Below are 25,961 nucleotides of genomic sequence, written 5' to 3'. Positions count from 1 at the left end.
CCCGTCCGCGCCCCACCCCCGTGGCGCAGCCCTGGCGGACCCTGGCGCAGTCCGACCGCCCGTCCGCCGGGATCCCCCGGACGGCCGATGTCGATCCGGCCGCTCCCCGACCGACGTAAGGGTAGGAGCGGGCACCACCCCGCCCCGGCCGGGCCCGCCGCCCGGCCCCGGGACGCACAAGGGAGCAGGCCATGCCCGAACTGAGGGTCCACAACCTCACCGTGACCCTGGACGGCTTCGCCGCCGGCACCGACCAGCGCCTGGGCGCCCCCTTCGGCGACGGCGTCGACGGACTGCACGACTGGATGTTCGCCGCGATGCGCGACCGCGACGAGGGCCGCAGCGGCATCGACGTCGACCAGATCGATCGCTCCCAGCACAACATCGGCGCCACGATCATGGGCCGCAACATGTTCGGGCCCCAGCGCGGGCCCTGGCCCGACGAGTCGTGGCAGGGCTGGTGGGGGGAGGACCCGCCGTTCCACCACGACGTGTTCGTCCACACCCACCACCTGCGCCCCGACCTGCCGATGGCGGGCGGGACGACCTTCCACTTCACCGACGAGCCGATCGAGACCGTGCTGGACCGGGCCTTCGAGGCGGCCAAGGGCCGGGACGTGCGCCTGGGCGGCGGGGTGGCCACCATCCAGCGCTACCTGCGCGCCGGGCTGGTGGACGAGCTGCACCTGGCCGTCCTCCCGCTGCTCGCCGGGCGCGGCGAGCGCCTGCTCGACAACCTGGGGGAGGGCGTCGAGGGCTACCGGGTCGCCGAGCTGACCGCCTCCCCGGCCGCCGTCCACGCCCGCCTGGTGCGCCGCTGACCGGCCGCCGACCAACCGCCGCCCGGCCGCCGACCCGCTGCGCCCCGCCCCGCCCCCGCCCGCCGTCCCGCGCCACCACCCCGCCACCGCCCCGCGGCGTTCACGGGAACGCGGTGTCGAACCGGCGATCACCGGTGATATAAACGGTCGTCGGTGTGCCGACCGGCGGGGCGCCACGGGGGGCAATCGCGCTGCGCCGAAAGGCATTTCGGCGAAATGTCCGAGTTCTCGTTCCTGATGGCCGTCCCCGCTGATGCCCTCTCAGCCGGCGGACGCGCGCACCGCGCCCGTGTGCTGCCCCCGCAGCACGTCCTTGACGCGCATCAGGAGAATCTGGATGGCCATTCCCCCCGGCCGGGCCGGCGGAGCCCCGGCGCCCGCCGACCCCCGGCGGACCGGACGGCGGGCCGCGCGGCGGTCCATACGCGGCGCCCTGGCCGGCGCGGCCGCCACCGCGGTCCTGCTCGGCCTGGCGGTCCCGGCCGCCGCCGCCTCCGCCGCACAGCCCGCCCCGCCCCTGCAGGAGCGCCGGATCGGCGCGGCGCCCACCGCGCCCGCCGACGCGCTGCCCGCGGACGGGCCGGCCGACTCGACCCCGCTCAGCCTGAGCATCACGCTGGACCCGCGCGACCCCGGCGCGCTGCAGAGCTTCGTCACCGCGGTCTCGACCCCGGGCTCGCCGCAGTACCGCCACTACCTGAAGACCGGCGAGTTCGCCAGGACCTTCGGCGCGGACCCGGCCGCCATCGCCTCCGTCACCAGGGCCCTGGCCGACGCCGGCCTGCACCCCGGCGCACCGGACGCCAACGGCCTGACCATCCCGGTCGCCACCACGGTCGGCGAGGCCAAGCGCGCCTTCGCGACCGGCTTCAGCGGCTACCGCCTGGCGGACGGCTCCACCGCCTACGCCAACACCGAGGCCCCCCGGCTGTCCGGCGCGGCCGCGAACGCGGTGGCCGGCGTCGTCGGCCTGAACAACCTGGCGCGCCCGCACACCAGCCACATCCTGACCGACCACGGCGCCGTCACGCCCGAGCAGCCGGCCACCGCGGTGGCCCCGGCCTTCAACGGCGGCCAGCCCGCACTGTGCGCGGACATCGAGAACTGGCAGGCCGCCCAGGGCAGGCACAAGTTCCAGGACTACTTCACCCCCGACACCCTGGCGGGCGTCTACCAGAAGTCCTTCGCGGGCGGCGGCGCCGGCTCCACCGTCGCGGTGTTCGCCCTGGAGGACTACAGCGACGCGGCCGTCGCCGCCTACCAGCGCTGCTTCGCCACCGCCGCCCCCGTCTCCCGGGTGAAGGTCAACGGCGGCCCCACCACCCCGGTGACCCCCGCCAACTACCAGAGCGTCGGCGTGGAGACCGCACTCGACGTCGAGACGATCATCGGCCTCGTCCCCAACGCCTCGGTGCTGGTCTACCAGGGCCCGGACTACACCAGGGCCAGCTGGGCCGACATCCTGGCGGTCTACCAGAAGATCGTCGCCGACAACCGCGCCCAGGTGGTGTCGGTCAGCTGGGGCTCCTGCGAGGACCGCACCGACCACGCCTACCAGCAGGCCGCGAACCTGGTCTACCAGCAGGCCGCCGCCCAGGGCCAGAGCGTGGTCGCCGCCTCCGGCGACCACGGCTCCACCGGCTGCTTCAGCGGCGACCCCACCCGGCCCGACACCCGGCTGTCCGCCGACGACCCGGCCGGCCAGCCCTACGTCACCGGCATCGGCGGCACCACCATCAACGGCACCCCCGCCGCCCCGCAGGAGACGGCCTGGAACAGCGGCGGCGGCGCCGGCGGCGGCGGCACCTCCTCCCGCTGGGCGCTCGACAACGCGGCCAACTTCCAGGCCGGGCGCACCGCGCCGGGCTTCAACCCCACCGGCTGCCCCGCGGTGCAGGGCCTCTCCACCTGCCGCCAGGTACCCGACGTCTCCGCGCTCGCCGACTCCGCCCGCGGCTACCTGATCTCCATCTACGCGCAGGACCGCACCGAGTACTGGGGCACCGTCGGCGGCACCAGCGGCGCCGCGCCGCTGTGGGCCGCGATCATCGCCCACGCCAACGCCGACGCCCGCTGCGCCGCCTCGGGCCCGGTCGGCTACCTCAACCCGCTGCTCTACCGGCTCGGCGCCGACGCGCTGAAGGACGTCACCACCGGCCACACCAACGTCACCGCCTCGGGCTACAGCGGCGGCCTGTACACCGCCGCCCCGGGCTACGACATGGCCACCGGCCTCGGCACCCCGAGGGTCGACGCGCTGACCCGGGAGCTGTGCGCGGCCCTGCCGCAGAGCCCGGCCGGCACCTACCGCTCCACCGGTCCCACCCGCCTGCTGGACACCCGCTCCGACGGCGGCCCGGTGGCCGCCTACGGCGAGCGGTCCCTGCTGATCTCCGGCAGCGCGGGCATCCCCGCCACGGGCGTCACCGCGGTGATCCTCAACGTCACCGCCACCGCGCCCGCCACCGACGGCCACCTGACCGTCTACCCCTCGGACGGCGCCCGCCCGGCCACCTCCAACCTCAACTGGACCGCCGGCGCGACCGTGCCCAACCTGGTCACCGTCCCCGTGGGCAGGGACGGCAGGGTCACCTTCTACAACGGCGCCTGGGGCGGGGTGCACCTGATCGCCGACGTGCAGGGCTACTACACCTCGGCCACCGACGGCGCCACGTACCGGCCCTCCGGCCCGGCCCGCGTCCTGGACACCCGCACCTCGGGCGGACCGGTCGGCGCCTACGGCGAGGTGGCGCTGAGCTCCCAGCAGCTCGGCGCCCCCGCCGGCGCCAGGGCCGTGGTCCTCAACGTGACCTCCACCGGCTCCCAGGAGGAGGGCCACCTGACCGTCTACCCCTCGGGCGACACCCTCCCGGTCACGTCCAACCTCAACTGGACCCGCGGGCAGACCGTCCCGAACCAGGTGATCGTCCCGCTCGGCGCCGACGGCGGCATCCGCCTGTACAACGGCTCCTGGGGCTCCACCCAGATGGTCGCCGACGTGTTCGGCTTCCTCACCGCCGACGGCGGCGCGGCCTTCCACACCACCGCCCCGCACCGCCTGATGGACAGCCGGCTCGGCCTCGGCACCCCGCAGGGCGCCTTCACCGGCCGCCAGGTCCGCCGGCTCGGCCTGGACGGGGGCGGACTGCTGTCCGGCGCCGGGGCCGTGGTCCTCAACGTGACCGTCACCAACCCGCTGGAGGACGGCCACCTGGCCGTCTCGCCCGCGGGCCGGGACTCCGGCAGCACCTCCAACCTCAACTGGAGGGCCGGGCAGACCGTCGCCAACATGGTGACCGTCCCGGTCGGCGCCGACGGCGCCCTGGACATCCTCAACGGCTCCTGGAACAACGCGGACGTCATCGTCGACGTCCTCGGCTACTACAGCTGACCGGGCCCGCCCGGCCGCAGGGCCCGCCACCGGAGCGATCCGGCGGCGGGCCCTGCGCCGTCCCCGCCCTCCCCGCTGCGCCACCGTCTCAGGGGTCCGGCACCTGCCCGCGGCGGGCCTCCCCGAGGGCCTCCAGGACGGCGGCGGCGCTCCAGTGCCCGGCCGCCCCGGGCCGGGTGGCGAGGTACCCGGCGACCCGCCGCCGGCCCCAGCCGTGGGCCTCGCCCAGCCCGGCGGCGAGGACCCGCAGATACCCGGCGGAGGGCGCGTTCAGCTCGGCGCCGCCGAGCCCCCAGGGGGCGGTGAAGGTCAGCACCGGGACCCCGTCCAGGGTGCCCGGGCACACCAGCGTCTCGTACCGGCCGGGCCCGAGCCGGTCGCGGCCGCCGCCGAGCACCCCGGCCAGGTCGAGGTCGGCCCCCGGCCCGCGGTGCATCTCCTGCGCGGCGATGTCGCCGAACTGCCCGGCGGTCAGCAGATAGGCCCGCGCGGGCACCCGCCCCGCCCGCGCCGGGTCGTAGAAGCCCATACCGCCGCCCCACACCGGCGACTCCAGCGCGAAGTACAGCACCCCGGGCAGCAGCACCGGCAGGGCCCGCGCCGGCGGCCGGGCGTCCCGGCAGCCCGGATAGCTGCGGGCCCCGCCCTCCGGACGCCCGCCGCGCAGGTAGCAGGCCAGCCGGTCGGCCCGCATGTTCGACCCGTAGGCCGCGTACCAGAGCGGCCCCTGCGGCCCCACCGCCGCCAGCGGCCCGGTCCACGGCCGCACCCGCCCTACCGCCGGCGGCGGCCCCATCGGCGGCGCCACCGGCCCGGCCCCCGCCTCCTGCGCCCCGTGCCCGGCGGTGCGTCGGATCTCCTCCATGCCCCACGACGCTACCCGCCCGCGGCCGCACCGCCCGCGGCCGTACCTCCTGCCGCCGACCGGGTCGCCCCGGCGGACGCGGCGGGCGAGGCGCACCCGCCGCGCGGGGCACGGCGACTACCTTCGGGCGGGGGCCGATCCGGACGACGACGCGCAGGAGAACCATGACCCCGAACCGGCCCGAGGGCGGCGTGCGGGCCCGCCAGGTGCTGCGCAACCCCAAGGTCTGGGCGGTCCCGACGGTCATCGTCGGACTGCTGTCCCTGCTGCTGTCCCTGCTCTACATGGGCGGCATCGTCAACCCGCGCGCGGACCTGCACCGGCTGCCGATCGGCCTGGTCAACTCCGACCGGGGCGCCCCCCTCGCCGGGCAGCAGCAGAACCTCGGCGCCCAGATCACCGCCGGCATCGCCGCCGCGCCCGACCCCAGGGAGCAGGTCTCCTGGCGGGTGCTCGACCGGGCCGAGGCCGACGACCAGATGGCCTCCGGAAAGCTCGCCGGCGCCCTGGAGGTCCCGGCGGGCTTCACCGCCGCGGTGGCCGCGCTGGGCGCCCCGGCCCAGCAGCCGCCGCCGCGCCCGACGATCACCGTGCTGACCAACCCCGGGGTGGGCAGCCTGGAGTCCTCGCTGGCCTCCTCGATCTCCCAGAGCGCCGCACAGCAGGCCTCCGCGCGCCTCGGCGCCGCCCTCACCGCCCAGTCCCAGGCCCAGGCGCAGGCGCAGCCCCCGGCGCAGGGCGGCACGTCGAGCAACGCGGCGCAGCTGCAGCTGGCCGACCCGGTGACCGTCGACGTCCAGGTCGGCCACCCCATCGGCCCGCACAGCGGGCTCGGCCTGACGGCGTTCTACTACACGCTGCTGCTGGTGCTCTGCGGGTTCCTGGGCGCGAACATCATCAGCAACGGCGTCGACGTCGCACTCGGCTACGCCGCCAGCGAGCTGGGGCCGATGCGCACCCAGCGGCCGCTGGTGCCCATCACCCGCACCGGGACGCTGGTCGTCACCAGCGTGATGTCCGTCGTCCTCTCGGTGCTGACGTCCAGTCTGGTGATGCTGGCGACCGTGGGGATCCTGGGGGTGGACGCCTCGCACCTGCCGCTGCTGTGGGTCTTCTCGGTCTGCGCGAGCGCGGCGGTGGGGCTCGGGGTGCAGGCGCTGGTCGCCGCGTTCGGCGGGATCGGGCAGCTGATCAGCATGTTCGTCTTCATCGCCCTGTCGCTCCCGTCCTCCGGGGCGACCGTCCCGCTGCAGGCGCTGCCGACGTTCTACCGGGGGCTGGCGGTGTTCGAACCGATGCGCCAGCTCAGCGACGGCGTCCGGTCGATCCTGTACTTCGGGGCCCGCGCCGACGCCGGGCTCGCCCGGGCCTGGACCATGATCGCGATCGGGACGGTCGCGGCCCTGGCCTTCGGCTTCGCCATGACCTCCTACTACGACCGCAAGGGCCTGCACCGCTTCCACCCCGAGCTGGACTGACGGGCCCCGCCGGCCCGCCGCTGCCCGCCGCCCTGCTCAGGGGTCGATGCGCCCCAGGCGGCGGGCCATCTGCTCGACGGTGTCGGCGGGGGGCCAGGGGAAGCCGGGGTCGGCCCGCAGGGTGACCTGGCCGTGCAGGGCCGCCCAGATGGTCACCGCGTCGGCGAAGGGGTCGGTGCTGGACGAGCGGCCGGCGCGCACGCAGGCGTCGAGGTTGTCGACGAGGATCTGGAAGGCGTCGAGCCCCTGGCGGCCGGGGACGTCGGCGGCGGGGGCCTCGGGCTTGGGCCGGGCCCAGCCGAAGAGGATGCGGTAGCGGGCGGGTTCGCGCACGCCGAAGCCGACGTAGGCGGCGCAGCCCGCGAGCAGCGCCTCGACGGGGCCTCGTGCGCCGTGACGGCGGAGGTGACGGTCTGCTGGAGCTGCGTGATCGCCTCGACGACGACCGCCTCGACGATGGCGTCCCGGTCGGGGAAGTGCGCGTAGATCGAGGGTGCGGCGATGCGTCCAGGGCCCCGAACGCGGCTGGCTGACCCCCACCACCGCGGCCGAGGCCGGCGCGGCGCTCGCGCTGCTCACGGTGTTCGCCCACTGGGAACTGCGCACCGCCCACCCGATGGTCGACGTGCGGCTGTTCGCCGACCGGACGTTCAGTGCCGCGAGCGCCATCCTCGGGATCACCTTCTTCGCCCTGTTCGGCCTGCTGTTCGGCTACACCCAGTACCTGCAACTCGTCCACGGATTCAGCCCGTTCGAGGCCGGGCTCGGCGCCCTGCCGTTCGCGCTGTCGATGGCCGCCACCGCCGGCACCAGCGACCGCAGCGCAGCCCGGTTCGGCACCCGGGCCACCGTCGCCGCCGGACTCGCCGTCATGGCCGCCGTCATGGCCGCCGGCCTGGGCGGCCTCTGGCGGGCCGCGATCAGGCGGACAAAGCGCTGGCCGTCCGCCCGGCCTCCCTGACACGATCGGGGTGTGACCACATTGTTCCTGATGGTCGGCCTCCCGGGGGCCGGGAAGACCACCAAGGCCCGGCAGCTCGCCGAGGAGCACGGCGCGCTTCGCCTGACGCCCGACGACTGGATGATCCCCCTGTTCGGTATGGCGGAGGCGGACGGGAAGCGCGACGTGCTGGAAGGGCGCATGCTCTGGCTCGCCTTGGAGGCGGTCAAGCTGGGCACGAACGTGGTGGTGGACTACGGCTGTTGGTCCCGGGACGAGCGGACCGCGATCCGGTGGCTGGTCGAAGGCGAGGGCGTGTGCTTCCGCATGGTCTATCTGCCGGTGAACGACGAGACCCAGCGCAGGCGGATCGCCCACCGCTGGGCGAACGCCCCAGCGGAGACGTTCCCGATGACCGAGGCCGACATCCTGCACGGGCGGGCCCACTTCGAGGAGCCCGACGCGGCGGAGCTGGGAGGCCGCGCCGTCACCGGCCCGCCCCCGGGCTGGGCGGACTGGCGGGAGTGGGCCGCCGACCGGTGGCCGTCGTTCGTGTGACCCGGCCCGACACGGTGTGACTCGGCGCTGGGAGCAGGGTCCTCGGTCATGGCGCAGCCCATGTCCTCGACACCGCTCCCGTCGCCGAACACGACGCCCACCAGTGGGCGCTGCCCGGCGAGCTGCCCGAGGCCGGCGGCGCGGCACGCAAGCCGGTCACCCGTTGAGGCGGGCGCGCGCGGCGGCGGGGGTGACCGCCTTCCGCCGGCTCCGCGCTGCGCCGCCGACCTAGAATGGCGATCCGAGTGGGGAGTTCGACCCGCCGCGAGCCGGCTCCGGCCGACGGCGGGGACAACACGTCCGAGAGGGGCGCGAGTTGACGCGGATTCTGGTCATCGGCGGCGGCATCGCCGGGGCGGCGGCCGCCTTGGCGCTCCACAAGGCCGGCTTCGACGTCGCCGTCCATGAGGCGCACCCCGCCACCGGGGAGGACATCGGCGCCTTCCTCACCCTGGCCGGCAACGGCATGCGCGCGCTCGCCCAGCTCGACGCGGCCGAACCCGTCGCCGCCCTCGGCTTCCCGATCACCACCATGAACGTGGTCGACCAGCACGGCGCCGAGCTGGCCACCACCCCGCTCGGCGAGCCCGACGACCCGCTGCTGCGCTACCGCTGCCTGCGGCGCGCCGAACTCGGCGCCGCCCTCCAGGGCGAGGTCCGCCGGCGCGGCATCACGATCCGGCACGGCGCCCGGCTCACCGGCGTCACCGAGACCGCCGCCGACATCAGCGCCCACTTCGCCGACGGCACCACCGCCACCGGCGACCTGCTGGTCGGCGCGGACGGGCTGCGCTCCGCCGTCCGCGCCTGGCTCGACCCCGCCGCCCCCGCTCCCGCCTACGCCGGCCAGCGCGTCTTCTACGGGTACAGCACCGCCACCCCGCCGCCGCCCGGTGGGACCGGCCGGATCACCATGGTCCGCGGCAGCGCCACCGCCTTCGGCTACCTGCTCTCCCCGGCCGGTGAGACCTACTGGTTCGCCCGGGTGCCCGGCCCGCCCGTCACCGCGGAGGAGGCCGCCGCCACCACCCCCGCCCAGTGGCGCGGCCGGCTGCATCCGCTGCTCGACCCGGACCGCACGCCCACCGCGCAGATCGTCGCCACGACCGGCGACCGGCTGATGGTCACCAACGCCCTCCACCTGGAGCAGGGCACCCGCTGGCGCACCGACCGCGCCGTCCTGGTCGGCGACGCCGCCCACGCCGCCTCGCCGGCCACCGGCCAGGGCGCCTCGATGGCGCTGGAGGACGCGGTCGTCCTCGCCAAGGCCCTGCGCGACACGCCCGCCCCCGCCGACGCGCTGGCCCGCTACGAACACCACCGCAGGCCCCGCACCGACCGGAACACGGCCACCAGCGCCCGCCTCACCGCCGCCCCCACCACCGCCGCCCCCACCCCGCCCCCGGCCCCCCGGCCCCCCGACTCCCGCCCCGACGAGGAACTCCTGCACCTCCTCACCTGGCACACCCCGCTGCCCTGACGGTCGGCCGTCGAGGGACGTGACCTCGACGCCGGGTTCCTCAGCCGTTCTGTCCAACGGCATGGGCGACGGCACCAACGGCGCGAAGAGCGCCGGCGGCTGCCTGAGCCGTGTCTTTGGACTGGTCTTCAAGAACCGTCGCCGGAAGCTGCCCGATGAGGAGTTTGCCGTGCCACAGGCTGAGCCCGGTGAGCCGGCGGATCTCCTTGAGCACGTCTATGGTGCGGGTGCCGGGATCGCCCAGCACGACGCTGTACGGCACGAAGTCACAGACCAGCGTGACGTACCCGTCGTCGTCCATGTCCCCTCCATCCGTTGCCCTTGGGGAGGTCAGCCTCACCCTATGGCAGGAGGAGGGCCGCACGCGGAGCAAGTTGCGGGGTCCTTACCCAGGCCCGTCCGGCCGGGTCCGCCTCGCTGCCCGAACCCGCGCCGACGAGGCCGTCGCGACCCGCAGCGGCGAGCCCGAGACGCTTCGCTGGACAGCTGGCGAGGGGGATGGGTGCGGCGCTCAGGCGCCCTGGGTGTCGAGCCAGTGGAGGAGGAGGGCCCGTTCGGCGGGGGTGGCGGGGTGGCTGTCGGGGTCCAGTGCCCACTGCCGGATGCGCTGCAGGGTGTCGCGGTCGAGGTCCAGGTAGAGCCGCCAGTGGGACCGGGGGTGGCATTCGGGGTCGCCCGGCTCGTCGCAGTGGTGGCAGTGGGTGAAGAAGGCGTCCACCAGCCGGTGCACGATCACGTCGTCGGACATGGAAAGGCGTCGTTCCTCACGTGGTTCGGGGGTGTACCGCCTCCCAGGGTGCGTAACGAACCCCTTTAGGGAACCGGTGCCAACGGCCCCCGCGGCCGGGACCAAGGTCCCGGCTAGGCCCTGCCCTGGGCGAGGAACGCCGCGACGGCGGCCGTGAACCGGTCGGCGTCGTCGAGCCAGGGGTAGTGGCCCGCCCCCGGCTGCACGGTGAGTGCGGCGTCGGGGAACAGCTCCGCGAACCGCGCCACCGCCTCGGGCGGGCTGTTCAGGTCGAACTCCCCGGCGAGCAGCAGGGCGGGGGCCTCCAGAGCGCCGAGCGCCGCGCGGGTGGCCTGCGGGGTGAAGGCGCCCTCGGCCCCGAAGCCGGCGACGGCCTCCTCGTTGTCCGGCCGGCCGGCCGCGTGGTGGCGCTGCGCGGCGGCGTCCCAGCGGCCGTAGAAGAAGGGGGCGACGGCCTCCCAGTCGCCGCCCCTGCCCTCGGTGATCTCCTCCAGCGCGGCGAACGCCGCCGGGAACCACGGCTCGCCCGCGCGCAGCCGGGCGACCTCGCGCCGGGTCCGCCCGGTGATCGGGATGTCGACGGCGCGGGTGCCGGGGGTGACGAGGGCGAGTCTGCGGACGCTGTCCGGGTGGCGGGCCGCGTACTGCGTGGCGAGGTTGGCGCCGGCGGAGTGCCCGAGCAGGTCGATCCGGGGCAGCCCGAGGTGGGTGCGCAGCGCCTCGACGTCCGCCACGAGACGGTCGCAGCGGTAGGAGGAGGGGTCCTCGGGGCGCGCGGAGCGCCCGGTGCCGCGCAGGTCCAGGACGATCAGCCGGCGGTGGGTGGACAGGCCGCCGAGGTCGCCGAGGTAGGAGGAGTCCGCGGGGCCTCCGGGCAGGCACAGGAGCGGGGCGCCGGTTCCGGTGGTGCGGTAGGCGAGCAGGGTGCCGTCGGGGGCGGTGAAAGTGGGCATGGCCGGGATCATGCCAGCCATAACCCGGTTATACAACCTGGTTATGGCGACTGGTGCGGTGGTGTATAACCGGGTTGTGGCAGCTGACGAGAGCGCGTACCGAAACCCCGAGGCACCGACCGAGGCGCTGACCGAGGACCAGGTCGGGCGGATGCTCGCCGACATGAACGAGGTCATCCGCGCAGGCGAGGAGATGCGGGCGCTGCGCACCGAGATGATCAAGGTGCTGGCCGGCCTCGGCTGGACCCAGGACAAGATCGCCCGGCTCACCGGGATGAGCCAGCCCGCCGTGTCCAAGCAGGTGGCCAAGTACCGCGACGACCCGCCGGCCCCGATGGCGCTCGCCCTCGACCAGCGCGACACCCCCTGGCTCGAAGGGCGCCTGTGGGGCCTGGCCGAGGAGATCGCGCAGACCCTCGGCGCCGCCGCCCGCTGCACCCGCCACGTGCGCGCCGTCGCCCGCGGACGGGTGCGCTTCACCCCCCGCAGCGTCGACGAGCTGCGCCGCCTGGTCGAGGAGGACCTCAGGGTGCACCGGGCGGACCTGCCCGCGGCCTACCGCGACACCTACGACGCGGTCGCCCGCGGCCTCGACCTGCCCGCGCACGGCGCCCCCGCCCCCGTGGAACCCGCCCCCGTGGAACCGGCCTCCGTGCGCCGCGCCCTCGCCCAGCGCGTCCAGCGCGACCGGCTGCGGGACGCCTCCTGAGACCTCGCCGGCCCGCGCGCCTGAGCACCCGCGCCCGAGCACCCGCCGCCGGGCGGACCGGAGCGCGCACGCCCTGAAGGCGGAGCCTAGGGTGGACGGATGAGCTCCCCTCGCCCCCCGGTGTCCGCGCGGACGGCCACGCCCGCAGACGTCGACGCCATCGTCGCCACGCTGACCTCGGCGTTCTTCGAGGACCCGCTGTGGGGCCCGGCGTTCCCCGACGTGGAGCGGCGCGCGGTGCAGGCGGCCGCGATGTGGCGGTACTACGCCGCCTCGGCGCTGCGCTACCCGTGGACGCTGGTGACCCCCGGCGTCGAGGCCGTCTCGGTGTGGATCCCCCCGGGCGGGACGGAGCTGACCGCCGAGGAGGGCGACGGCCTGGGGGAGTTCCTGACGCGGATCGCGGGGCCCGAGGTGTCCGGGGCGATCGTGGAGATCGGCGACCGGCTCGAGGCGGCGCACCCCGGCGTGCCGTGCTTCTACCTCACCCTGCTGGCCACCCACGGCGACCACCGCGGCCGGGGGCTGGGGATGGGCCTGCTGGCCGAGGGCCTGGCACGGATCGACGCGCTCGGCGCCCCCGCGTACCTGGAGTCCTCCAACCCCGCGAACATCCGCCGCTACGAGAGCGTCGGCTTCACCCCCCGCGACGAGGTCGCCATCGCCGGCGGCCAGACCGTCACCACGATGTGGCGCCCGGCCCGTTGAACGGCCCGCTGAACGTCTTGTCGGTCCGGCGGAGGACCCGGCGGAGGACCCGGCAGCGGACCCGGCCGGCGGCCCGGCCCGAGGCCGGTGCCGGTGACCGCGTGCGGTCCGGGCCGGTGGCTCGTTGGGCCTGGCATGGCTGATGAGGCGGGCGGCGCGGCGCGGGCCCCGATGGTGTGGGCGCTGGCGGTGCGCAGTACGGAGTCGGGGCCGCCGTACGCGGAGGTGATCGTGGAGGTCGGCCCCCGGCTGCACGGCGACCTGCTGTCGGACCTGGTGGACAGCGGCTTCACGATCGCGGCGGGGGAGCCGCCGGACACCACCGGGGTGGTGGAGACGAGCGGCAGCCGCCTGGCGCGGCTGGTACTGGTGGGCGGCCGGCAGGTGTGGGAGCCGGCCTCGCCGGTCGAGGCGTCGGAGGGCTGGCTGGCGGCGGCCGGGGACCGCGGCGGGGTGATCGTGATCGTGGTGCCGCCGGGGACGTGGCCGCCGGGCCTGATGGAGCTGGAGCCGCAGGCGCGGATCGACGTGTTCACCCGGAGCCTGGAGCTGGCACGGGCGGCGGGCCGGGTCTTCCACGGCATGACCGCGGTCGAGACCGGCTCCGCGGACCCGGAGTACGGCCCGGGGGAGTACTGAGCCGCCGCGGAGTGCTGAGCCGCCGCGGACCCGGGGCTCAGGCCCGGAACGTGCGGCGGTAGACGCCCGGCGGCACGCCGATCGCGGTGTGCAGGTGCTGGCGCAGGGAGGCGCCGGTGCCGAAGCCGACCCGTTCGGCGATCCGGTTGACCGGCAGGTCGCTGCTCTCCAGCAGGTTCCGGGCCAGGTCGACCCGCTGCTGGGTGAGCCACTGGCCCGGGCTCAGCCCCACCTCGGCCCGGAAGCGCCGGGTGAAGGTGCGCCGGCTCATGCCCGCGTGGCCGGCGAGGTCGGCCAGCTGGAGCGGCTCGTGCAGCCGGTCCAGCGCCCAGGCGCGGGTGGTGGACGTCCCGGCGTCCGGGCTCGCCGGCACCGGCCGCTCCACGTACTGCGCCTGCCCGCCCTCGCGCTGCGGGGGGACGACACAGCGCCGGGCGACCTGGTTGGCGACGGCGCTGCCGTGGTCGGAGCGGATCAGGTGCAGGATCAGGTCGATCCCGGCCGCCGCGCCGGCCGAGGTCAGGACGCGCCCGGTGTCGACGAACAGGACGTCGGGGGCGAGCTCGACCTGCGGGTACAGCCGCCGGAAGCGCTCGGAGTGGCACCAGTGGGTGGCGGCCCGGCGGCCGTCGAGCAGGCCCGCCGCGGCGAGCAGGAAGGTGGCCACGCAGATCCCCGCGATCCGGGTGTCGGGGCGCACCAGGGCGAGCGCCTCGGCGGTGCGGCGCGGCAGGGTGTCCCGGTCGACGATCGAGGCGAACTCCTCGGCCGCCGGGATGACCAGGGTGTCGGCCCGGGCGATCACGGCGCGGTCGTGCTCGACGGCGATCGAGAAGTCCGCGGCGGTACGGACCGGCCGCCCGTCCGGCGAGCAGGTGACCACCTCGTACAGCGGCCGCCCGTCGGGGTCCGTGGCGGCGCCGAAGAGCCGGGAGGGGAGGCTCAACTCGAACGGGATGACCCCGTCCAGGGCCAGAACGACGACGCGGTGCATGGCCCAATCCTTGCACACCATGACCTTCGGGCCGCTATCCGGGCAGGTCGGGCCGGGACATCCTGGATCCATGACCATGATGAAGGCAATCACCCAGCACACCTACGGCGGCAGCGACGTCCTGCGGCAGACCGAGATCGAGCGCCCGGTACCCGGCCCCTCCGAGGTGCTGGTGCGCGTCCACGCGGCGGGCATGAACCCCACCGACTGGAAGCACCGCCAGTTCGCCGGGTTCCTCGGCCGGCTGCCCCTGGTGCTCGGCTGGGACGTCTCCGGCGTCGTCGAGGCCGTCGGCCCCGGCGTCACGATCCACCGGGCGGGCGACGAGGTGTTCGGGATGCTGCCCTACCCGCACGGCGTCGGCTCGTTCGCCGAGTACGTGGTGGCCCCGGCCCGCGCGCTGGTGCGCAAGCCCGCCGGCATCGACCACGTCCAGGCCGGGGCGATCCCGCTGGCCGCCCTGACCGCCTGGCAGGTCCTGGTGGACGCCGCCGACGTGCGGCCCGGCCAGCGGGTCCTGATCCACGCCGCGGCGGGCGGCGTCGGCCACCTCGCCGTGCAGATCGCCAAGGCGCGCGGCGCCCACGTGATCGGCACGGCCAGCGCCCCCAAGCACGCGCTGCTGCGCGAGCTGGGCGCCGACGAACTGATCGACTACCGCAGCGAGGACTTCACCGCGATCGACCCGGTCGACCTGGTCTTCGACACCCTGGGCGGCGAGACGGCGATCCGCTCCCTGGAGACCCTCAAGCCCGGCGGCGAGCTGGTCACCATCGCCCTCGGCTCGCTGCCCGCCGACCTCGCCGCCCGGGCCGAGGCCCTCGGCGTGCGGGCCTACCCGCTGCTCGTCGAGGCCGACCAGGCCGGCATGCAGGCCGTCGCCGACCTGGTCGCCGACGGGCGCCTGCGGGTCGTCGTCGAGGCGGCCTTCCCGCTCGCCGAGGCCGCCAAGGGCCACGACCTGGGCGACACCGGCCGGGTCACCGGCAAGGTCGTGCTCACCGTCGCCGAATAGGCCCCCCCCGCCCGCGCCCCCGCGGCCCCGGCCCGATCCTCCCGTGCTTGTCGCGGTACCCGCCCGCACGGGAGGATCGGGCGGTGTTCGAGCTGCTGGCGGGAACGGGGGTCGCACTGCCCGGTACGGGCGGCCTGCTGCGCTTCGGCATGGACGAGCACGCCGCCGGCCGGGCCCTGGCCGCCCTCGCCGACGCGCGGCCGGCGCCGGTGCCGGTGTCGCCGGCGGCGCCCGACGCGGCGTGGGGGTACAGCGCGCGCTGGGGCGACCTCACCGTGGCCGTCCGGGCCGGCGGACCCGGCCGGGCGGCCGGGGCGCCCCGCGAGCCGCTGCTGCACACCGTCGTGCTGAGACGCGCCCGCTCCGCCTCGGACGGGCCCGGTGGCACGCCCGTCGTCCTCGACGACATCGACCTGTTCGGCTACCCGGCCGCCGAGGTCCTCCACGCGCTCGGACCCGTCCCGCCCCCCGGCCTGTGGACCGAACCCCCGCACGGGCGCGGCTACCTGACCGCCGTCGCCCTGGGCGGCGAGCCCGCGCCCCCGCCCGCGGGCCGCCGCACCTCGGCCGCGGCCGAGGCGGCCGGGGTCGAGCGCGCCCTCGCCGGCTACGCCCCGCTGTGGACCACCGAGCGCGACCGGTGGCAGCTGCAGGAGGCCGGCGGCGGCCACCTGCCCCGCCTCCGCGACGAACCGGGCACCACCCTGCTGGTGTGCGACGACGCCCTCGCCCGCAGGATCGCCGCCGCCATGCTCGCCGCCGGCGTCGAGGTCGTCCCCGAGACCCCGTGAGAAGCCGTTGCCGCACCGGCCTCGGCAAGCGCGGGTTCGATTGCGGCAGCCCGCCCGGGGCGCGGCTCCACGCCCGGCCGGCCCGTCGGCTTGACCGGCGAGAAATCAGACAAGTCGCCTGTGGGGCACCGGAGTTCGACTGAGTCGAAGGCAGAGGCCGGCGCGGGCGAGGCCGGCTCCGTGGTGGAGGGTGCGAATGCCGCCCCGCCGCATATCTATACGAACCATGGCAAACTGGGCGTAAGTGATAGTGCTCTACAGAGGAAGATCACCCATGACTCATGGAGCCCACCCCCACGCTCCTACCGTCCGCGCGAACATCGACCGGGCCCGCGGCTGCGAAGAATGCCGCAGCTGGGGCACCGTGATCACACCCGAGGGCCGCCACGAGCTGTGCCCCAGGTGTCAGCACCCTGATTAATGGCCCCGGTCCGTCAGCGGCGGGTGCGCCGCAGGGTGCGCAGGATGCCGTAGGCGGCGACGGGCAGGGCGACCAGCAGGGCGGCCCAGAACGCGCTGTGCCCCCACAGCTCGGCGACGGCCTCGAACCAGGGCCCGGCCACCGGGATCCGCACCGCCTCCAGGGGCCCCAGCGGCGGGGGCCAGGCGCCGAGCAGCAGGGTGGCGGGCAGCCAGGCGACGAAGAGCCGGCGGGCGGTCCGCGGGGTGGCGAGCGCGCTCAGCACCGACACGGTGGCCAGCAGCACCACGAACCCGGCCTGGTAGGCGGCCCCGGTCCGGCCCGTGCCCCAGGACGCCGCGGTGGGGTGGTGGCCGGTGGCGGCCAGCCGCACCTCCACCGACCCCCACAGCAGGACGACCAGGACGAGGGTGGCGCCGAGCGCGAACAGGGCCCGGTCGCGCAGGCCCCGGGGCCCCGGCCGCCACTGCCTCGGGTCCCGGGACGGTACGGTCCGCCCCGCGACGGGGGGCCTGCGCCGGGTGGCGAGGCGGCCCCAGGTGCGGACGGTGCGCTCGCGGGCGTCGTGGGCGGGCTTGAGCAGGTTGGTGGCGGAGCGCTCGACCAGGACCAGGGCCAGCACCACCGCCAGCGTCGCCGCCACCCCGGCCCAGCTGCCCATGCCGCCCTCGAACACCACCACCCGGTCGGCCAGCGCCTGCGGCGGGCGCAGCACCGTCATCGGCGGCCCCAGCCGCAGGTAGCCGATCGCGAAGGCCGCGGCGGCGGTCAGCGCCAGCGTCCCGCGCCCGACCCGGGCCGGGAACAGCGCCGCGGTGAGCGCCGCGGCCAGGGCCGCGCCCAACTGCCAGACCACCTGGTGGGCCGCGCGCTCGCCGACCGTGCGCAGCGGACCGCCGAAGGCGCCGTTCGGCAGGACCTCCAGCTTGGTCCCCGCGTCGATGGCCAGCCGCCACACCGCGCCCGACCAGAGCATCAGCGACAGGGCGATCACCATCAGCAGGGCCGCCGCCGCCCGGCGCGGCAGCCCGGTGCGGGCGTTCACCCACCAGGCGTGCGCCCAGGGCCGCCAGGCGGGCGCCTCGCCGCCGCCCCCGGGGCCCGCCGGGTCCGCCGCGCGCACGGCCCTGGTGCGCAGCACCGCGGCGGCGACCAGCGCCGCGCGCCCGGCCGCGGTGTCCGGGGCGCAGCGCACCGCGCGCCGGCGCAGGGCCGACCAGCGCCGCCGCACGGTGTCCGGATCGGTGCGGCGCACCGCGGCCCGCACGGCCAGGGCCGCCTCCACCACGGCCGCCGCCACCGCCGCCACCGTGGCGGACAGGCGCGCGGGCAGGTAGGCGGACACGGCCGCGGGCACCGGCAGCCGGTGCAGGGCGGCGGGCAGCGGGGAGAGCTCGGCCACCAGCGGGGCGTGCTCCCGGGGGTCGACCGCCAGCCGGACCGCGCGGCGGTGCGCGTCGGCCCGCTCGTCCGCGCTCAGCGCGCCGCCCGCCCCCTCGGCACCCCGCCCGGTGCCGGAGCCCCGACCGGTGCGCCGCCCGCCGCCCAGGGCCTGGGCGGCACGCTCCACCTCGGCCAGCACCTCGGGCAGCTGGGCGAGGGCGAGCAGCCGTCCGCAGTGCTCCCCGGAGCACTCCGGGTGGTCGCAGTCGTAGCGGGCGGCGATGGCCGGCGCAGAGGCGGCGACCAGCTCGTCGATGAACGCGAGGGCGTCCGGCGCGGAGGTGATCCGCACGATCCCGGCCGCGTCGACCGGCCGGTCGCCGTAGTACGGGGTGGCGCCCGGGGCGAACGCGGCGCCCAGGGCCAGCACCGCCAGCGACGCCGCGCCGGCCCGCTTGGCGCCCCTGGTGAGGTCGACGTCCCGCAGGTAGTGCAGGTCGAAGACGGTGTCCTGCACCTCGTCGCGCAGCCAGGCCAGCAGCCGCACCGCACCGCCGCCCCCGGCCAGCCAGTGCGCCGCGTCGGCGGAGCGCCCGAGCATCGCCCGGGCCAGCACGGACGGGTCGTGGTACGGGTCGCCGAGGAAGGTGATCGGGCGGTGCGCCGCAGCACCCGCGTAGCCGCCGCCCGCGTACCCGCCCGCCGGGCGCGCCACCTCGGGGGAGCCGCCGCCCAGCCAGGCCCGCACCTGCCCGGCGGTCCACCGCTGCGCCGGGTTCCTGGTGAACAGCCCCTGGAGCAGCAGCAGTTGCCGCGGGTCGGTGACGGCCCGCAGGTCGACCTCCTCGCCCATCACCAGGTCGTACTGCAGCACCTCGTCGCTGACCAGCAGGCCGTCCGCCCCCAGGTAGCGGGGCCGGCCGGTGAACAGCTCGTACAGCACGTTGCCCAGCGCCCACCACGGCCCGGCCGGGTGGTTGGTGCCGGCCAGCTGCTCGGGCGCCATGTACGGGATCGTCACCTGCATCTCGGTGGAGAAGTTCCGGCTGAGCCGGGCCACGCCGCCGAAGTCCGCGATCACGAACTCCCCGGGGCCGCCGTCCGGCCGCACCAGGATGTTGGCCGGCTTGAAGTCCACCGGGGTGCGCCGGATCCGCTGCTGCCAGAAGTCCAGCAGCGCGACGAGCTCGCCGACGATCCGCGCGATCCGCTGCTCCTCGGTGTGCCGGCCCTCCCGGCGCAGGTCGGCGATGTGGTCGGCGAGGGTGGTGGGCAGGTACTCCATCGCCACCCAGTCGCAGCCCGCCCCGGCGTGCTCGATGCGGCCGTGGCCGAGGATCTGCGGCACGTGGCGCCGGTAGTCGTCGTTGCGCAGGTGCTCCAGCAGCTCGGCGTCCATGCCCTGGCCGGGCGCCGCGACCTTCACCGCGGCCTCGCCGCCGCCGTCGGTGCGCCGCACGTGCCACACGGTGCCCTCGGTGCCCGATCCGGCGACCCCGTACGGCTCGTAGCGGTCCAGCAGGGCCGCCGGGAAGGCGCCCCCGAAGTGCCCGCCGCGCCCGGGCGCGGGGCCGCGGGTGACGGTCTGCGGGGGGTGCTGCGGCTTGACCCGGGTCGGGGCGTCCGGGTCGACCCTGGTCCGCGGCCGCGGGAGCGCCGCCGCTCCCAGCCGCGAGGACGGCGGGGGGACGGCGTCCTGCGGGCCGCGCTCGCGGCGGCCGCGCAGCCGCCAGTCCACCCGCGTGCGCGGACCGGGCCGGGGCCCCTGGTCCCCGTCCACCGGGCCCGGTTCCACCGGAATGCCGTCGGCCATGGTGCAGCTCCCCTCCCCGTCCCCCCGAGCCCCTACGGCCCCCGACCCGCCGCCCCTGCCGGGGCCCGGTCGCGGCCGGGGCCGCCCACCGGTCGGCACACCCTACGCCCCCGGGCAGCGCCCGGCCGCGTGCGTACCGACACCGCCGACATGATAGTGATCAACCGTCACCCCGCGTACCGGTAGGCCCGGTTCACACCCCTCGCCCGGACGCCGGCCGGACACCGGCCCGACGCAGGCCGGCCACCGCGGGGCCTTGTCAGGAACACGCGACGTCCCTACCGTCGGGTAACGCGGTCCGGCACCCGCCCGTCCCACCCCCGCCCCACCCGGCGCCCCGGCACCCGCCGCCCCCCTCCCGGCTCCCGCTTCCCTCAGGCAGGACATGTTGACCACCACCCGCACCCCGCGCAGGGCCGTCCTCGCCTGCGTCCTCGCCGCGCTCTGCGCCTGGCTCCCGGCCCCCGCGGACGCCGCGCCGCCACCCGGCCCGCAGAACCCCGGCCTGCAGCACCCCGCCGCCGCCGCGGACCCGGCGCCCTCCTGGACGGCGCCGCTGTCCACCCGCGGCCGCTACATCGTCGACGCCACCGGAAACCGCTTCCGGCTCAAGTCGGGCAACTGGGACGGCGCCCAGGGATCGTGGAACGGCTCGGGCGACAGCGCCGACCCCGCCACCCACCACAGCGGCCAGCAGTCCTTCGGCGTGCCCCTGGGCCTGGACCGCGCCCCGGTGTCCGCCATCCTCGCGGGCTTTCGCCAACTGAGCCTGAACAGCATCCGGCTGCCCTTCTCCAACGAACTCGTCCACGCCACGGCCCCGGTCCCCGACCGCGCCGTCGCGGCCAACCCGCAGCTGCGCGGCCGCACCCCCCTGCAGGTCCTCGACGCGGTCGTCGAGGCCCTGACCGCCGACGGCTTCGCCGTCATCCTCAACAACCACACCAACACCAGCCGTTGGTGCTGCGGCGTGGACGGCAACGAGCGCTGGAACAGCGCCCAGTCCACCCGCCAGTGGGAGGACGACTGGGTGGCCATGGCCCGCCGCTACAAGGACAACAAGCGCGTGGTCGGCGCGGACCTCTACAACGAGGTCCGCCGCGACGTCCTCGACGACCCCAACTGGGGCCTGGGCGACGCCCACGACTGGTACGCCGCCGCCCAGGAGGCGGGCGACCGCATCCTCACCGAGGCCGACCCCGACCTGCTGATCATCGTCGAGGGCATCAACTGGACCGGCGTACCGGTGGACTTCCTGCCGCACGGCCGCCCCGCCCTCACCCCCGTGCGCACCCTCTCCCACACCCTCGTGGCCTCCGACAAGCTCGTCTACTCGGCGCACTTCTACGGCTACACCGGCCCCCGCCACAGCGGCGCCACCGGACTCGGCGAGACCCACGACGCCCGCTACCAGGACCTCACCCGCGAACAGCTCGAACAGGCCCTGGACGAGGAGGCGTTCTACGTCTCCACCGAGACCGGGCAGCACTTCACCGCCCCGGTGTGGATCAGCGAGTTCGGCATCGGGGCCGGCGAGACGGGCACCGCCCCCAAGGCCTGGTTCGCCGCCTTCACCGACCGCCTCGCCGCCATGGACGCGGACTTCGCCTACTGGCCCCTGGTGGGCTGGAGCACCGACGCCCAGGGCCGGGCGGGCGGCGACGACTGGGCCCTGCTGCGCTTCGACGCCGCCGGCCGGCGCTCGGGCCTGCTGGACGGCCCCGACTGGCGCGCCCCCGTCTGGAGCCGCCTGCTGGGCGCCCCGCAGCGCACCGGACCGGTGGCCGCCGCCGACACCTGGGACATGCTGGCCGTCGACCACCGCGACGCCGTCGAGTCCCTGCGCACCCGCCGCCTGGGCGACTGGGACGCCGGCGCCCGCAAGGCCGCCTGCCCGGACGGCCAGCGGCTCCTGGGCCTGGGCCGCGGCACCGGCCGCGGCCTGTGCACCGACACCGCCACCGCGGGCGACCTGCGCGCCGTCGGCGACGACGCCACGGTGGTGCGCGACGAGCGCTACGTGCCGCCCGGCGGCGACTGGGCCGGCGGGTACACCAAACTGCAGTGCCCCCAGGGCCGGTTCCTCATCGGCTACAGCCGGCGCGGCGCCACCGTGTCGGCGGCCCTGTGCGCGCCGGCCCGGGGCCCGCTGCCCGCCGCCGGGCGCACCGTCTGGTTCGACCGGGGCGACAACCGGCCGGCCGGCGGCCCCGGAGGCGACTTCGCCGACGGCGACTACAAGGGCCAGTGCGCCTCCACCGAGTACGCCGCCGGGATCGCCTTCACCACCCGCGTCGGCTCCCGCGGCACCCCCGACGCGCTGCTCTGCCGCCCGCTCGCCTGACACCCCCCGCCCGCTCGCGACACCCCTGCCCGGGGACCGGCCGCGGCCGCTCCCCGGGCAGGCGGCAGCGCAGGCGACACGGCAGGGGGCGGGTGATGATGGAAGCCCCGGAATCGCGACCTTCGAGGCCCGGCATGGCGGTGTGGCACGTTCGGGACTTCACCCCGGACGACCTTGAGGCGGTGGTGCGCCTCGACGGCGAGAGCGCCACCACGGACCGGCCCGCCGTCTTCCGGCTCTCGGAGCTCGTCGCCGCGCTGCAGGCGCGCAACCCGAGCGTCGTCGCGGTGGCCGACGGCCACCTGGTGGGCGCCGCGGTGGGCCGGGTGGACGGGGAACGGGCCTGGGTACTGCGGATCGCCCTGCACCCCGCCTGGCGCAACCTGGGCCTGGGCACCGCGCTGCTGTCCGCCCTGGAGCACCGCCTGCAGGGCGCCGGGGCCAGGATCGTCGCGGCCCTGCTGCCCGAGGAGGAGTCCGGGGCGACGGCACTGGGCAACTCCGGGTTCCGCCCCCGCCGGGGGCTCACCTACTTCGAGAAGCCGGAGTCCGTGGGCGCCCAGGGCGCGGCGGTCCTGGCGTCGCTGGGCGCGGTGGTGCCCGAGGCCCGACTCTGGGCGCAGCTCACCGGCATGGCCGACGAGAAGCGGCTCATCGAACGGCGGCTGGTGCTGCCCCTGGCCAACCCCGAACTCGCGGACGCCCACGGGGTGGAGCCGCCCCGCGCGGTCGTGCTGTTCGGTCCGCCGGGCACCGGCAAGAGCACCTTCGCCAAGGCCGTGGCCGGCCGGCTCGGCTGGCCGTTCGTCGAGCTCTTCCCCTCCCGGCTCGCGCTGGAGGACGGGCTCGCCACGGGGCTCGGCCGCCGCTTCGAGGAGATGGCGCAGCTGGAGCACGTGCTGGTCTTCATCGACGAGGTCGAGGAGGTCGCCGGCACCCGCAGCCTCGCCGACCCCGGGTCGGTCGGCGTGGTCAACGAACTCCTCAAGTCGATCGTGCGGTTCCGCGACCGGGAGGGCCGGTTGCTCGTCTGCGCCACCAACTCGGTGGCCGCCCTGGACCCGGCGTTCCTGCGCCACGGCCGGTTCGACTACGTCCTGCCGGTGGGGCCGCCGGACCACGAGGCCCGCAACGCCCTGTGGGCGCGCTACACCGCCAAGACGGGCACGGCGGCCGACACGGCGGTGCTGGCCGACGCCAGCAGCGGCTTCACCCCCGCGGACATCCGACAGGTCGCCATGGCGGTCGCCCAGGCCGCCTTCGAACGCACCCTCGACACGGGGGAGCGGACCGAGCCCGTCACCGGGGACTACCTGGACGCCATCCACCGCACGCGGGCGACCGTGACCGAGGAGATGGCCCGGGAGTTCGCCGACCAGGCGGTCCGCTACGGACGCACCTGAGGGGGACGGCCGCCCGCCTCCCCGGGCCCCCGGCCCCGGCCCCGGTCCGGCCGTCCCGCCGACACCCGGGAGCGTCCGGCGACCCGGGTCGCCGCTGGTCGCCGGGGGTGGACCAGAATGTCCGCGTGAACGATGCGGACTACCAGGTGCTCTTGCAGGAGGCGATGGAGGCGGCCCGGCGCGCGCCCGAGCGGGGGCGGGTCGCCGACTACATCCCCGCCCTCGCCCAGGCCGACCCGGCCGCCTTCGGCATGGCGATCGCCACCGTGGACGGCCGGGTGTTCGGGGCGGGGGACTGGCGCCACCCGTTCTCGATCCAGTCGGTGTCCAAGCTGTTCACCCTGGCCCTGGCCCTGGCCCAGGGCGGCGACGGCCTCTGGCGGGGCGTGGGCCGCGAACCCTCCGGCAACCCCTTCAACTCGCTGGTGCAGCTGGAGTCGGAGCACGGCATCCCGCGCAACCCCTTCATCAACGCCGGCGCCCTGGTCGTCACCGACCGGCTGCTGAAGCTCACCGGCGACGCGGTCGGGGCGGTGCGGGAGTTCCTGCGCGCGGAGTCCGGCAACCCGGCCGTCGCGGTCGACGACTCGGTCGCCTCCTCCGAGGCCCAGCACGGGCACCGCAACGCCGCGATGGCGCACTTCATGGCCAGCTACGGCAACCTGCGCAACCCGGTGGACAGCGTCCTCGCGCACTACTACGCGCACTGTGCGATCGAGGCCAGCTGCCACGACCTCGCCCTGGCCGGCCTCTTCCTCGCCCGGCACGGGATACGGGCCGACGGCAGCCGGCTGCTGTCGCGCAGCGAGGCCAAGCGGATCAACGCCGTGCTGCTCACCTGCGGGACGTACGACGCGGCGGGGGAGTTCGCCTACCGGGTGGGCCTGCCGGGCAAGAGCGGCGTCGGCGGGGGCGTGCTGGCGGTGCTGCCGGGGCGCGGTACGGTCTGCGTCTGGAGCCCGGGCCTGGACGGCGCCGGGAACTCGGTGCTCGGCGTCGCCGCCCTGGACGCGCTGACGACGGCGACCGGCTGGTCGGTGTTCTGACCCCCGGGGAGGTGGGGCGGCGCGGCTTGCCTTGACGGTGGCGTCAATGTCTACGGTCGTCATCGCCCGCCGCCGACGGGCCGCGCCGGCGGCCTCCACCGTCGGCGGCGGGGCCGTCCTCCGCCCCCGACACCCTCCGAGGTCCTCCCATGCCTTCGCCTGCCCTCCTGCACATCGACGCGAGCATCCGAGCGAGCGGATCGGTGTCCCGGGAGCTGTCCGCCCGCTTCGCCGCCCAGTGGCGCCGCCACCACCCGGGCGCCGGCCACACCTACCGCGACCTGGCGGCCGACCCCGTCCCGCACCTCACGCACGCCGTGCGCGAGGCCATGCTCGACCCGGACGGCGACCACGGCGAGCCCCCGCAGGAGCGGGCGCTGACCGAGGCGCTGACCGCCGAGGTGCGCGCGGCGACCACGGTGGTCATCGGCGCCCCGATGTACAACTACGCGATCCCCTCGACGCTCAAGGCGTGGCTGGACCGCCTGGTCACCCCGGCCCACATGGTGGCGCCCGGCGCCGGCCCCGGCCCGCTCGGCGGCGCGTCCGTCGTGGTGGTCACCGCCCGGGGCGGCTCGTACGCCCCCGGCACCCCCCGCGAGGGCTGGGACCACCAGGAGCCGTACCTGCGGGCGGTCCTCGGCTCGATCGGCCTCGCGGGCGACCTGGCCTTCGTCCACGCCGAGCTGACGACGGCACGGACGGTGCCCGCGATGGCCGCCCTCAGGCCGCTGGCCGAGAAGTCCCTGGCGGTGGCGTACGAGGCCGTGGACCGGCTGGCCCGCTGAGGGGCCCGCCGCCCTCCCCTACGGCACCACGACGATGTCGAAGCGGGCGCTGTCGTCCGCCGGGGTCGGGTCCCCGGGCAGGTCGACCGTCACGGACCCGTCGAGCACCCCGGGGTCCATCCCGGAGGCGATGGAGAGCAGGACGTCGGCGGCGACCGTGCCGCCGGGCGCCAGGCCCGCCGGGAACGTACAGGTCACCGTGTGGCCGAACGGGCCGGTGGAGCACACGCTCGGGGCCTGCCCGACACCGACGACCCCCGGCGGCAGCTGGACCACCAGGGTGAACGGCGCGGTGGTGGCCGAGTCGCCGGTGTTGATCACCACCGGGTGCACCGTCGTCGTGCCGCCCCCGGGCGCCGGGGCCGGGTTCGCGGCCGTCACCGCGAGATCGGCGCCGCAGGGCGCCGCCGCCGTGGCCGGCCCGGCCGCGAGCACCACCACCGCGCCCGCCACCTGCACGGCCCTGCGGACCGACTTCCGGAACGACTTCTGGAACACCTGCCGGGACATCGCCCTCACCCACCTCGTCCTCGCTGCGCCGGCAGGTCCGGTCGGCCCTGCCGTGCCCAGGATCGAGGCGCGGCCCCTCCCGCCGGGCCGGGACACGGCCGGGGCCACCCGTACGGGGACCGCCGACTGCCCCGACCCGGCGAACCGCGCCCCCGGTCCGCCG

The 25,961-nt window shown here is 76.2% G+C and carries 23 protein-coding genes; 15 read left to right on the top strand and 8 right to left on the bottom strand.

Going from position 1 to position 25,961, the window contains the following annotated elements; all coding sequences use genetic code 11:
* Positions 1–191 precede the first annotated feature (191 nt).
* Positions 192–821, top strand: coding sequence for a dihydrofolate reductase family protein (locus ACIGZJ_RS18275; RefSeq protein WP_396458150.1), 630 nt, complete (start codon positions 192–194; stop codon positions 819–821).
* A gap of 337 nt (positions 822–1,158) precedes the next feature.
* On the top strand, positions 1,159–4,212 hold the full coding sequence (locus ACIGZJ_RS18270) for a protease pro-enzyme activation domain-containing protein (protein WP_396458149.1): 3,054 nt from the start codon (positions 1,159–1,161) through the stop codon (positions 4,210–4,212).
* Between the two features lie 88 nt (positions 4,213–4,300).
* On the opposite strand, the gene ACIGZJ_RS18265 is transcribed toward ACIGZJ_RS18270, so the two are convergent.
* Positions 4,301–4,906, bottom strand: a complete 606-nt coding sequence (locus ACIGZJ_RS18265; protein ID WP_396458186.1) for a histone deacetylase — start codon at positions 4,904–4,906, stop codon at positions 4,301–4,303.
* Between the two features lie 335 nt (positions 4,907–5,241).
* Between ACIGZJ_RS18265 and ACIGZJ_RS18260 the strand changes: the two genes are divergently transcribed.
* Entirely contained in the window at positions 5,242–6,555 is a 1,314-nt protein-coding gene (locus tag ACIGZJ_RS18260) for a DUF3533 domain-containing protein (RefSeq protein ID WP_396458148.1), read from the top strand.
* Positions 6,556–6,591: 36 nt separating this feature from the next.
* Here ACIGZJ_RS18260 and ACIGZJ_RS18255 read toward each other — a convergent pair whose 3' ends face one another.
* A complete protein-coding gene (locus ACIGZJ_RS18255; protein ID WP_396458185.1) occupies positions 6,592–7,095 on the bottom strand; it encodes a TetR-like C-terminal domain-containing protein in 504 nt (167 codons plus the stop codon).
* On the opposite strand from ACIGZJ_RS18255, the gene ACIGZJ_RS18250 reads away from it, so the two are divergent.
* From ACIGZJ_RS18250 to ACIGZJ_RS18240, 3 genes are all read left to right on the top strand, one after another.
* Positions 7,049–7,516 (top strand): hypothetical protein, encoded by a 468-nt coding sequence (locus ACIGZJ_RS18250; RefSeq protein WP_396458190.1) that lies wholly within the window; start codon positions 7,049–7,051, stop codon positions 7,514–7,516. The two genes, ACIGZJ_RS18255 and ACIGZJ_RS18250, sit on opposite strands and share 47 nt — an antisense overlap.
* A gap of 12 nt (positions 7,517–7,528) precedes the next feature.
* On the top strand, positions 7,529–8,053 hold the full coding sequence (locus ACIGZJ_RS18245) for an AAA family ATPase (protein WP_396458147.1): 525 nt from the start codon (positions 7,529–7,531) through the stop codon (positions 8,051–8,053).
* Between the two features lie 316 nt (positions 8,054–8,369).
* A complete protein-coding gene (locus ACIGZJ_RS18240; protein ID WP_396458146.1) occupies positions 8,370–9,533 on the top strand; it encodes an FAD-dependent oxidoreductase in 1,164 nt (387 codons plus the stop codon).
* A 40-nt stretch (positions 9,534–9,573) separates the two neighbouring features.
* On the opposite strand, the gene ACIGZJ_RS18235 is transcribed toward ACIGZJ_RS18240, so the two are convergent.
* The 3 genes from ACIGZJ_RS18235 to ACIGZJ_RS18225 all read right to left on the bottom strand — a co-directional run bounded on the left by ACIGZJ_RS18235 (position 9,574) and on the right by ACIGZJ_RS18225 (position 11,234).
* The gene (locus tag ACIGZJ_RS18235; RefSeq protein ID WP_396458145.1) at positions 9,574–9,834 is read right to left on the bottom strand and encodes a ribosomal protein L7/L12; all 261 of its coding nucleotides are present in this window, start codon (positions 9,832–9,834) and stop codon (positions 9,574–9,576) included.
* A 210-nt stretch (positions 9,835–10,044) separates the two neighbouring features.
* On the bottom strand, positions 10,045–10,281 hold the full coding sequence (locus ACIGZJ_RS18230) for a hypothetical protein (protein ID WP_396458144.1): 237 nt from the start codon (positions 10,279–10,281) through the stop codon (positions 10,045–10,047).
* A 113-nt stretch (positions 10,282–10,394) separates the two neighbouring features.
* Positions 10,395–11,234, bottom strand: coding sequence for an alpha/beta fold hydrolase (locus tag ACIGZJ_RS18225; protein ID WP_396458143.1), 840 nt, complete (start codon positions 11,232–11,234; stop codon positions 10,395–10,397).
* A gap of 76 nt (positions 11,235–11,310) precedes the next feature.
* Here ACIGZJ_RS18225 and ACIGZJ_RS18220 point away from each other — a divergent pair, with 76 nt between their 5' ends.
* The 3 genes from ACIGZJ_RS18220 (at position 11,311) to ACIGZJ_RS18210 (ending at position 13,290) form a co-directional block, all read left to right on the top strand.
* Positions 11,311–11,943, top strand: a complete 633-nt coding sequence (locus ACIGZJ_RS18220; RefSeq protein ID WP_396458142.1) for a sigma-70 family RNA polymerase sigma factor — start codon at positions 11,311–11,313, stop codon at positions 11,941–11,943.
* A gap of 99 nt (positions 11,944–12,042) precedes the next feature.
* Positions 12,043–12,651: a GNAT family N-acetyltransferase gene (locus tag ACIGZJ_RS18215; protein WP_392935134.1), complete on the top strand. Its 609-nt coding sequence runs from the start codon at positions 12,043–12,045 to the stop codon at positions 12,649–12,651.
* 135 nt (positions 12,652–12,786) lie between these two features.
* On the top strand, positions 12,787–13,290 hold the full coding sequence (locus tag ACIGZJ_RS18210; protein ID WP_396458141.1) for a hypothetical protein: 504 nt from the start codon (positions 12,787–12,789) through the stop codon (positions 13,288–13,290).
* A gap of 37 nt (positions 13,291–13,327) precedes the next feature.
* On the opposite strand, the gene ACIGZJ_RS18205 is transcribed toward ACIGZJ_RS18210, so the two are convergent.
* On the bottom strand, positions 13,328–14,284 hold the full coding sequence (locus ACIGZJ_RS18205) for a GlxA family transcriptional regulator (RefSeq protein ID WP_396458140.1): 957 nt from the start codon (positions 14,282–14,284) through the stop codon (positions 13,328–13,330).
* Between the two features lie 79 nt (positions 14,285–14,363).
* Between ACIGZJ_RS18205 and ACIGZJ_RS18200 the strand changes: the two genes are divergently transcribed.
* Together ACIGZJ_RS18200 and ACIGZJ_RS18195 are read left to right on the top strand one after the other, a co-directional pair.
* Positions 14,364–15,299, top strand: a complete 936-nt coding sequence (locus ACIGZJ_RS18200; protein WP_396458184.1) for an NADP-dependent oxidoreductase — start codon at positions 14,364–14,366, stop codon at positions 15,297–15,299.
* An 83-nt stretch (positions 15,300–15,382) separates the two neighbouring features.
* Positions 15,383–16,090: a hypothetical protein gene (locus tag ACIGZJ_RS18195; RefSeq protein ID WP_396458139.1), complete on the top strand. Its 708-nt coding sequence runs from the start codon at positions 15,383–15,385 to the stop codon at positions 16,088–16,090.
* 434 nt (positions 16,091–16,524) lie between these two features.
* Here ACIGZJ_RS18195 and ACIGZJ_RS18190 read toward each other — a convergent pair whose 3' ends face one another.
* The gene (locus ACIGZJ_RS18190) at positions 16,525–19,707 is read right to left on the bottom strand and encodes a hypothetical protein (protein WP_396458138.1); all 3,183 of its coding nucleotides are present in this window, start codon (positions 19,705–19,707) and stop codon (positions 16,525–16,527) included.
* 385 nt (positions 19,708–20,092) lie between these two features.
* On the opposite strand from ACIGZJ_RS18190, the gene ACIGZJ_RS18185 reads away from it, so the two are divergent.
* From ACIGZJ_RS18185 to ACIGZJ_RS18170, 4 genes are all read left to right on the top strand, one after another.
* Complete coding sequence (locus ACIGZJ_RS18185) at positions 20,093–22,051, top strand: glycoside hydrolase family 5 protein (RefSeq protein WP_396458137.1); 1,959 nt, start codon at positions 20,093–20,095, stop codon at positions 22,049–22,051.
* A 134-nt stretch (positions 22,052–22,185) separates the two neighbouring features.
* Complete coding sequence (locus ACIGZJ_RS18180) at positions 22,186–23,454, top strand: ATP-binding protein (RefSeq protein WP_396458136.1); 1,269 nt, start codon at positions 22,186–22,188, stop codon at positions 23,452–23,454.
* A gap of 125 nt (positions 23,455–23,579) precedes the next feature.
* The gene (locus ACIGZJ_RS18175; protein WP_396458135.1) at positions 23,580–24,500 is read left to right on the top strand and encodes a glutaminase; all 921 of its coding nucleotides are present in this window, start codon (positions 23,580–23,582) and stop codon (positions 24,498–24,500) included.
* Between the two features lie 149 nt (positions 24,501–24,649).
* Positions 24,650–25,288: an FMN-dependent NADH-azoreductase gene (locus ACIGZJ_RS18170; RefSeq protein ID WP_396458134.1), complete on the top strand. Its 639-nt coding sequence runs from the start codon at positions 24,650–24,652 to the stop codon at positions 25,286–25,288.
* Positions 25,289–25,306: 18 nt separating this feature from the next.
* Here the strand turns inward: ACIGZJ_RS18170 and ACIGZJ_RS18165 are convergent, their stop codons facing one another.
* Entirely contained in the window at positions 25,307–25,798 is a 492-nt protein-coding gene (locus ACIGZJ_RS18165) for a hypothetical protein (protein ID WP_396458133.1), read from the bottom strand.
* Positions 25,799–25,961: the final 163 nt, after the last annotated feature.

This window comes from Kitasatospora sp. NPDC052868 (genome assembly GCF_044547105.1).
Classification (GTDB): domain Bacteria; phylum Actinomycetota; class Actinomycetes; order Streptomycetales; family Streptomycetaceae; genus Kitasatospora.
The sequence above is the reverse complement of the archived record's forward strand: the minus strand, read 5'-3'. Positions and strand labels throughout refer to the sequence as shown.

What these genes read in the sequence shown, in the direction of transcription:
- ACIGZJ_RS18270 (WP_396458149.1), top strand. Translation starts at nt 1,159, where the DNA reads ATGGCCATTCCCCCCGGCCGGGCCGGCGGAGCCCCGGCGCCCGCCGAC.
- ACIGZJ_RS18185 (WP_396458137.1), top strand. Translation starts at nt 20,093, where the DNA reads ATGTTGACCACCACCCGCACCCCGCGCAGGGCCGTCCTCGCCTGCGTC.
- ACIGZJ_RS18225 (WP_396458143.1), bottom strand. Translation starts at nt 11,234, where the DNA reads ATGCCCACTTTCACCGCCCCCGACGGCACCCTGCTCGCCTACCGCACC.
- ACIGZJ_RS18265 (WP_396458186.1), bottom strand. Translation starts at nt 4,906, where the DNA reads ATGCGGGCCGACCGGCTGGCCTGCTACCTGCGCGGCGGGCGTCCGGAG.
- ACIGZJ_RS18205 (WP_396458140.1), bottom strand. Translation starts at nt 14,284, where the DNA reads ATGCACCGCGTCGTCGTTCTGGCCCTGGACGGGGTCATCCCGTTCGAG.
- ACIGZJ_RS18230 (WP_396458144.1), bottom strand. Translation starts at nt 10,281, where the DNA reads ATGTCCGACGACGTGATCGTGCACCGGCTGGTGGACGCCTTCTTCACC.
- ACIGZJ_RS18190 (WP_396458138.1), bottom strand. Translation starts at nt 19,707, where the DNA reads ATGGCCGACGGCATTCCGGTGGAACCGGGCCCGGTGGACGGGGACCAG.
- ACIGZJ_RS18210 (WP_396458141.1), top strand. Translation starts at nt 12,787, where the DNA reads ATGGCTGATGAGGCGGGCGGCGCGGCGCGGGCCCCGATGGTGTGGGCG.
- ACIGZJ_RS18260 (WP_396458148.1), top strand. Translation starts at nt 5,242, where the DNA reads ATGACCCCGAACCGGCCCGAGGGCGGCGTGCGGGCCCGCCAGGTGCTG.
- ACIGZJ_RS18180 (WP_396458136.1), top strand. Translation starts at nt 22,186, where the DNA reads ATGGCGGTGTGGCACGTTCGGGACTTCACCCCGGACGACCTTGAGGCG.
- ACIGZJ_RS18275 (WP_396458150.1), top strand. Translation starts at nt 192, where the DNA reads ATGCCCGAACTGAGGGTCCACAACCTCACCGTGACCCTGGACGGCTTC.
- ACIGZJ_RS18165 (WP_396458133.1), bottom strand. Translation starts at nt 25,798, where the DNA reads ATGTCCCGGCAGGTGTTCCAGAAGTCGTTCCGGAAGTCGGTCCGCAGG.
- ACIGZJ_RS18170 (WP_396458134.1), top strand. Translation starts at nt 24,650, where the DNA reads ATGCCTTCGCCTGCCCTCCTGCACATCGACGCGAGCATCCGAGCGAGC.
- ACIGZJ_RS18235 (WP_396458145.1), bottom strand. Translation starts at nt 9,834, where the DNA reads ATGGACGACGACGGGTACGTCACGCTGGTCTGTGACTTCGTGCCGTAC.
- ACIGZJ_RS18215 (WP_392935134.1), top strand. Translation starts at nt 12,043, where the DNA reads ATGAGCTCCCCTCGCCCCCCGGTGTCCGCGCGGACGGCCACGCCCGCA.
- ACIGZJ_RS18200 (WP_396458184.1), top strand. Translation starts at nt 14,364, where the DNA reads ATGAAGGCAATCACCCAGCACACCTACGGCGGCAGCGACGTCCTGCGG.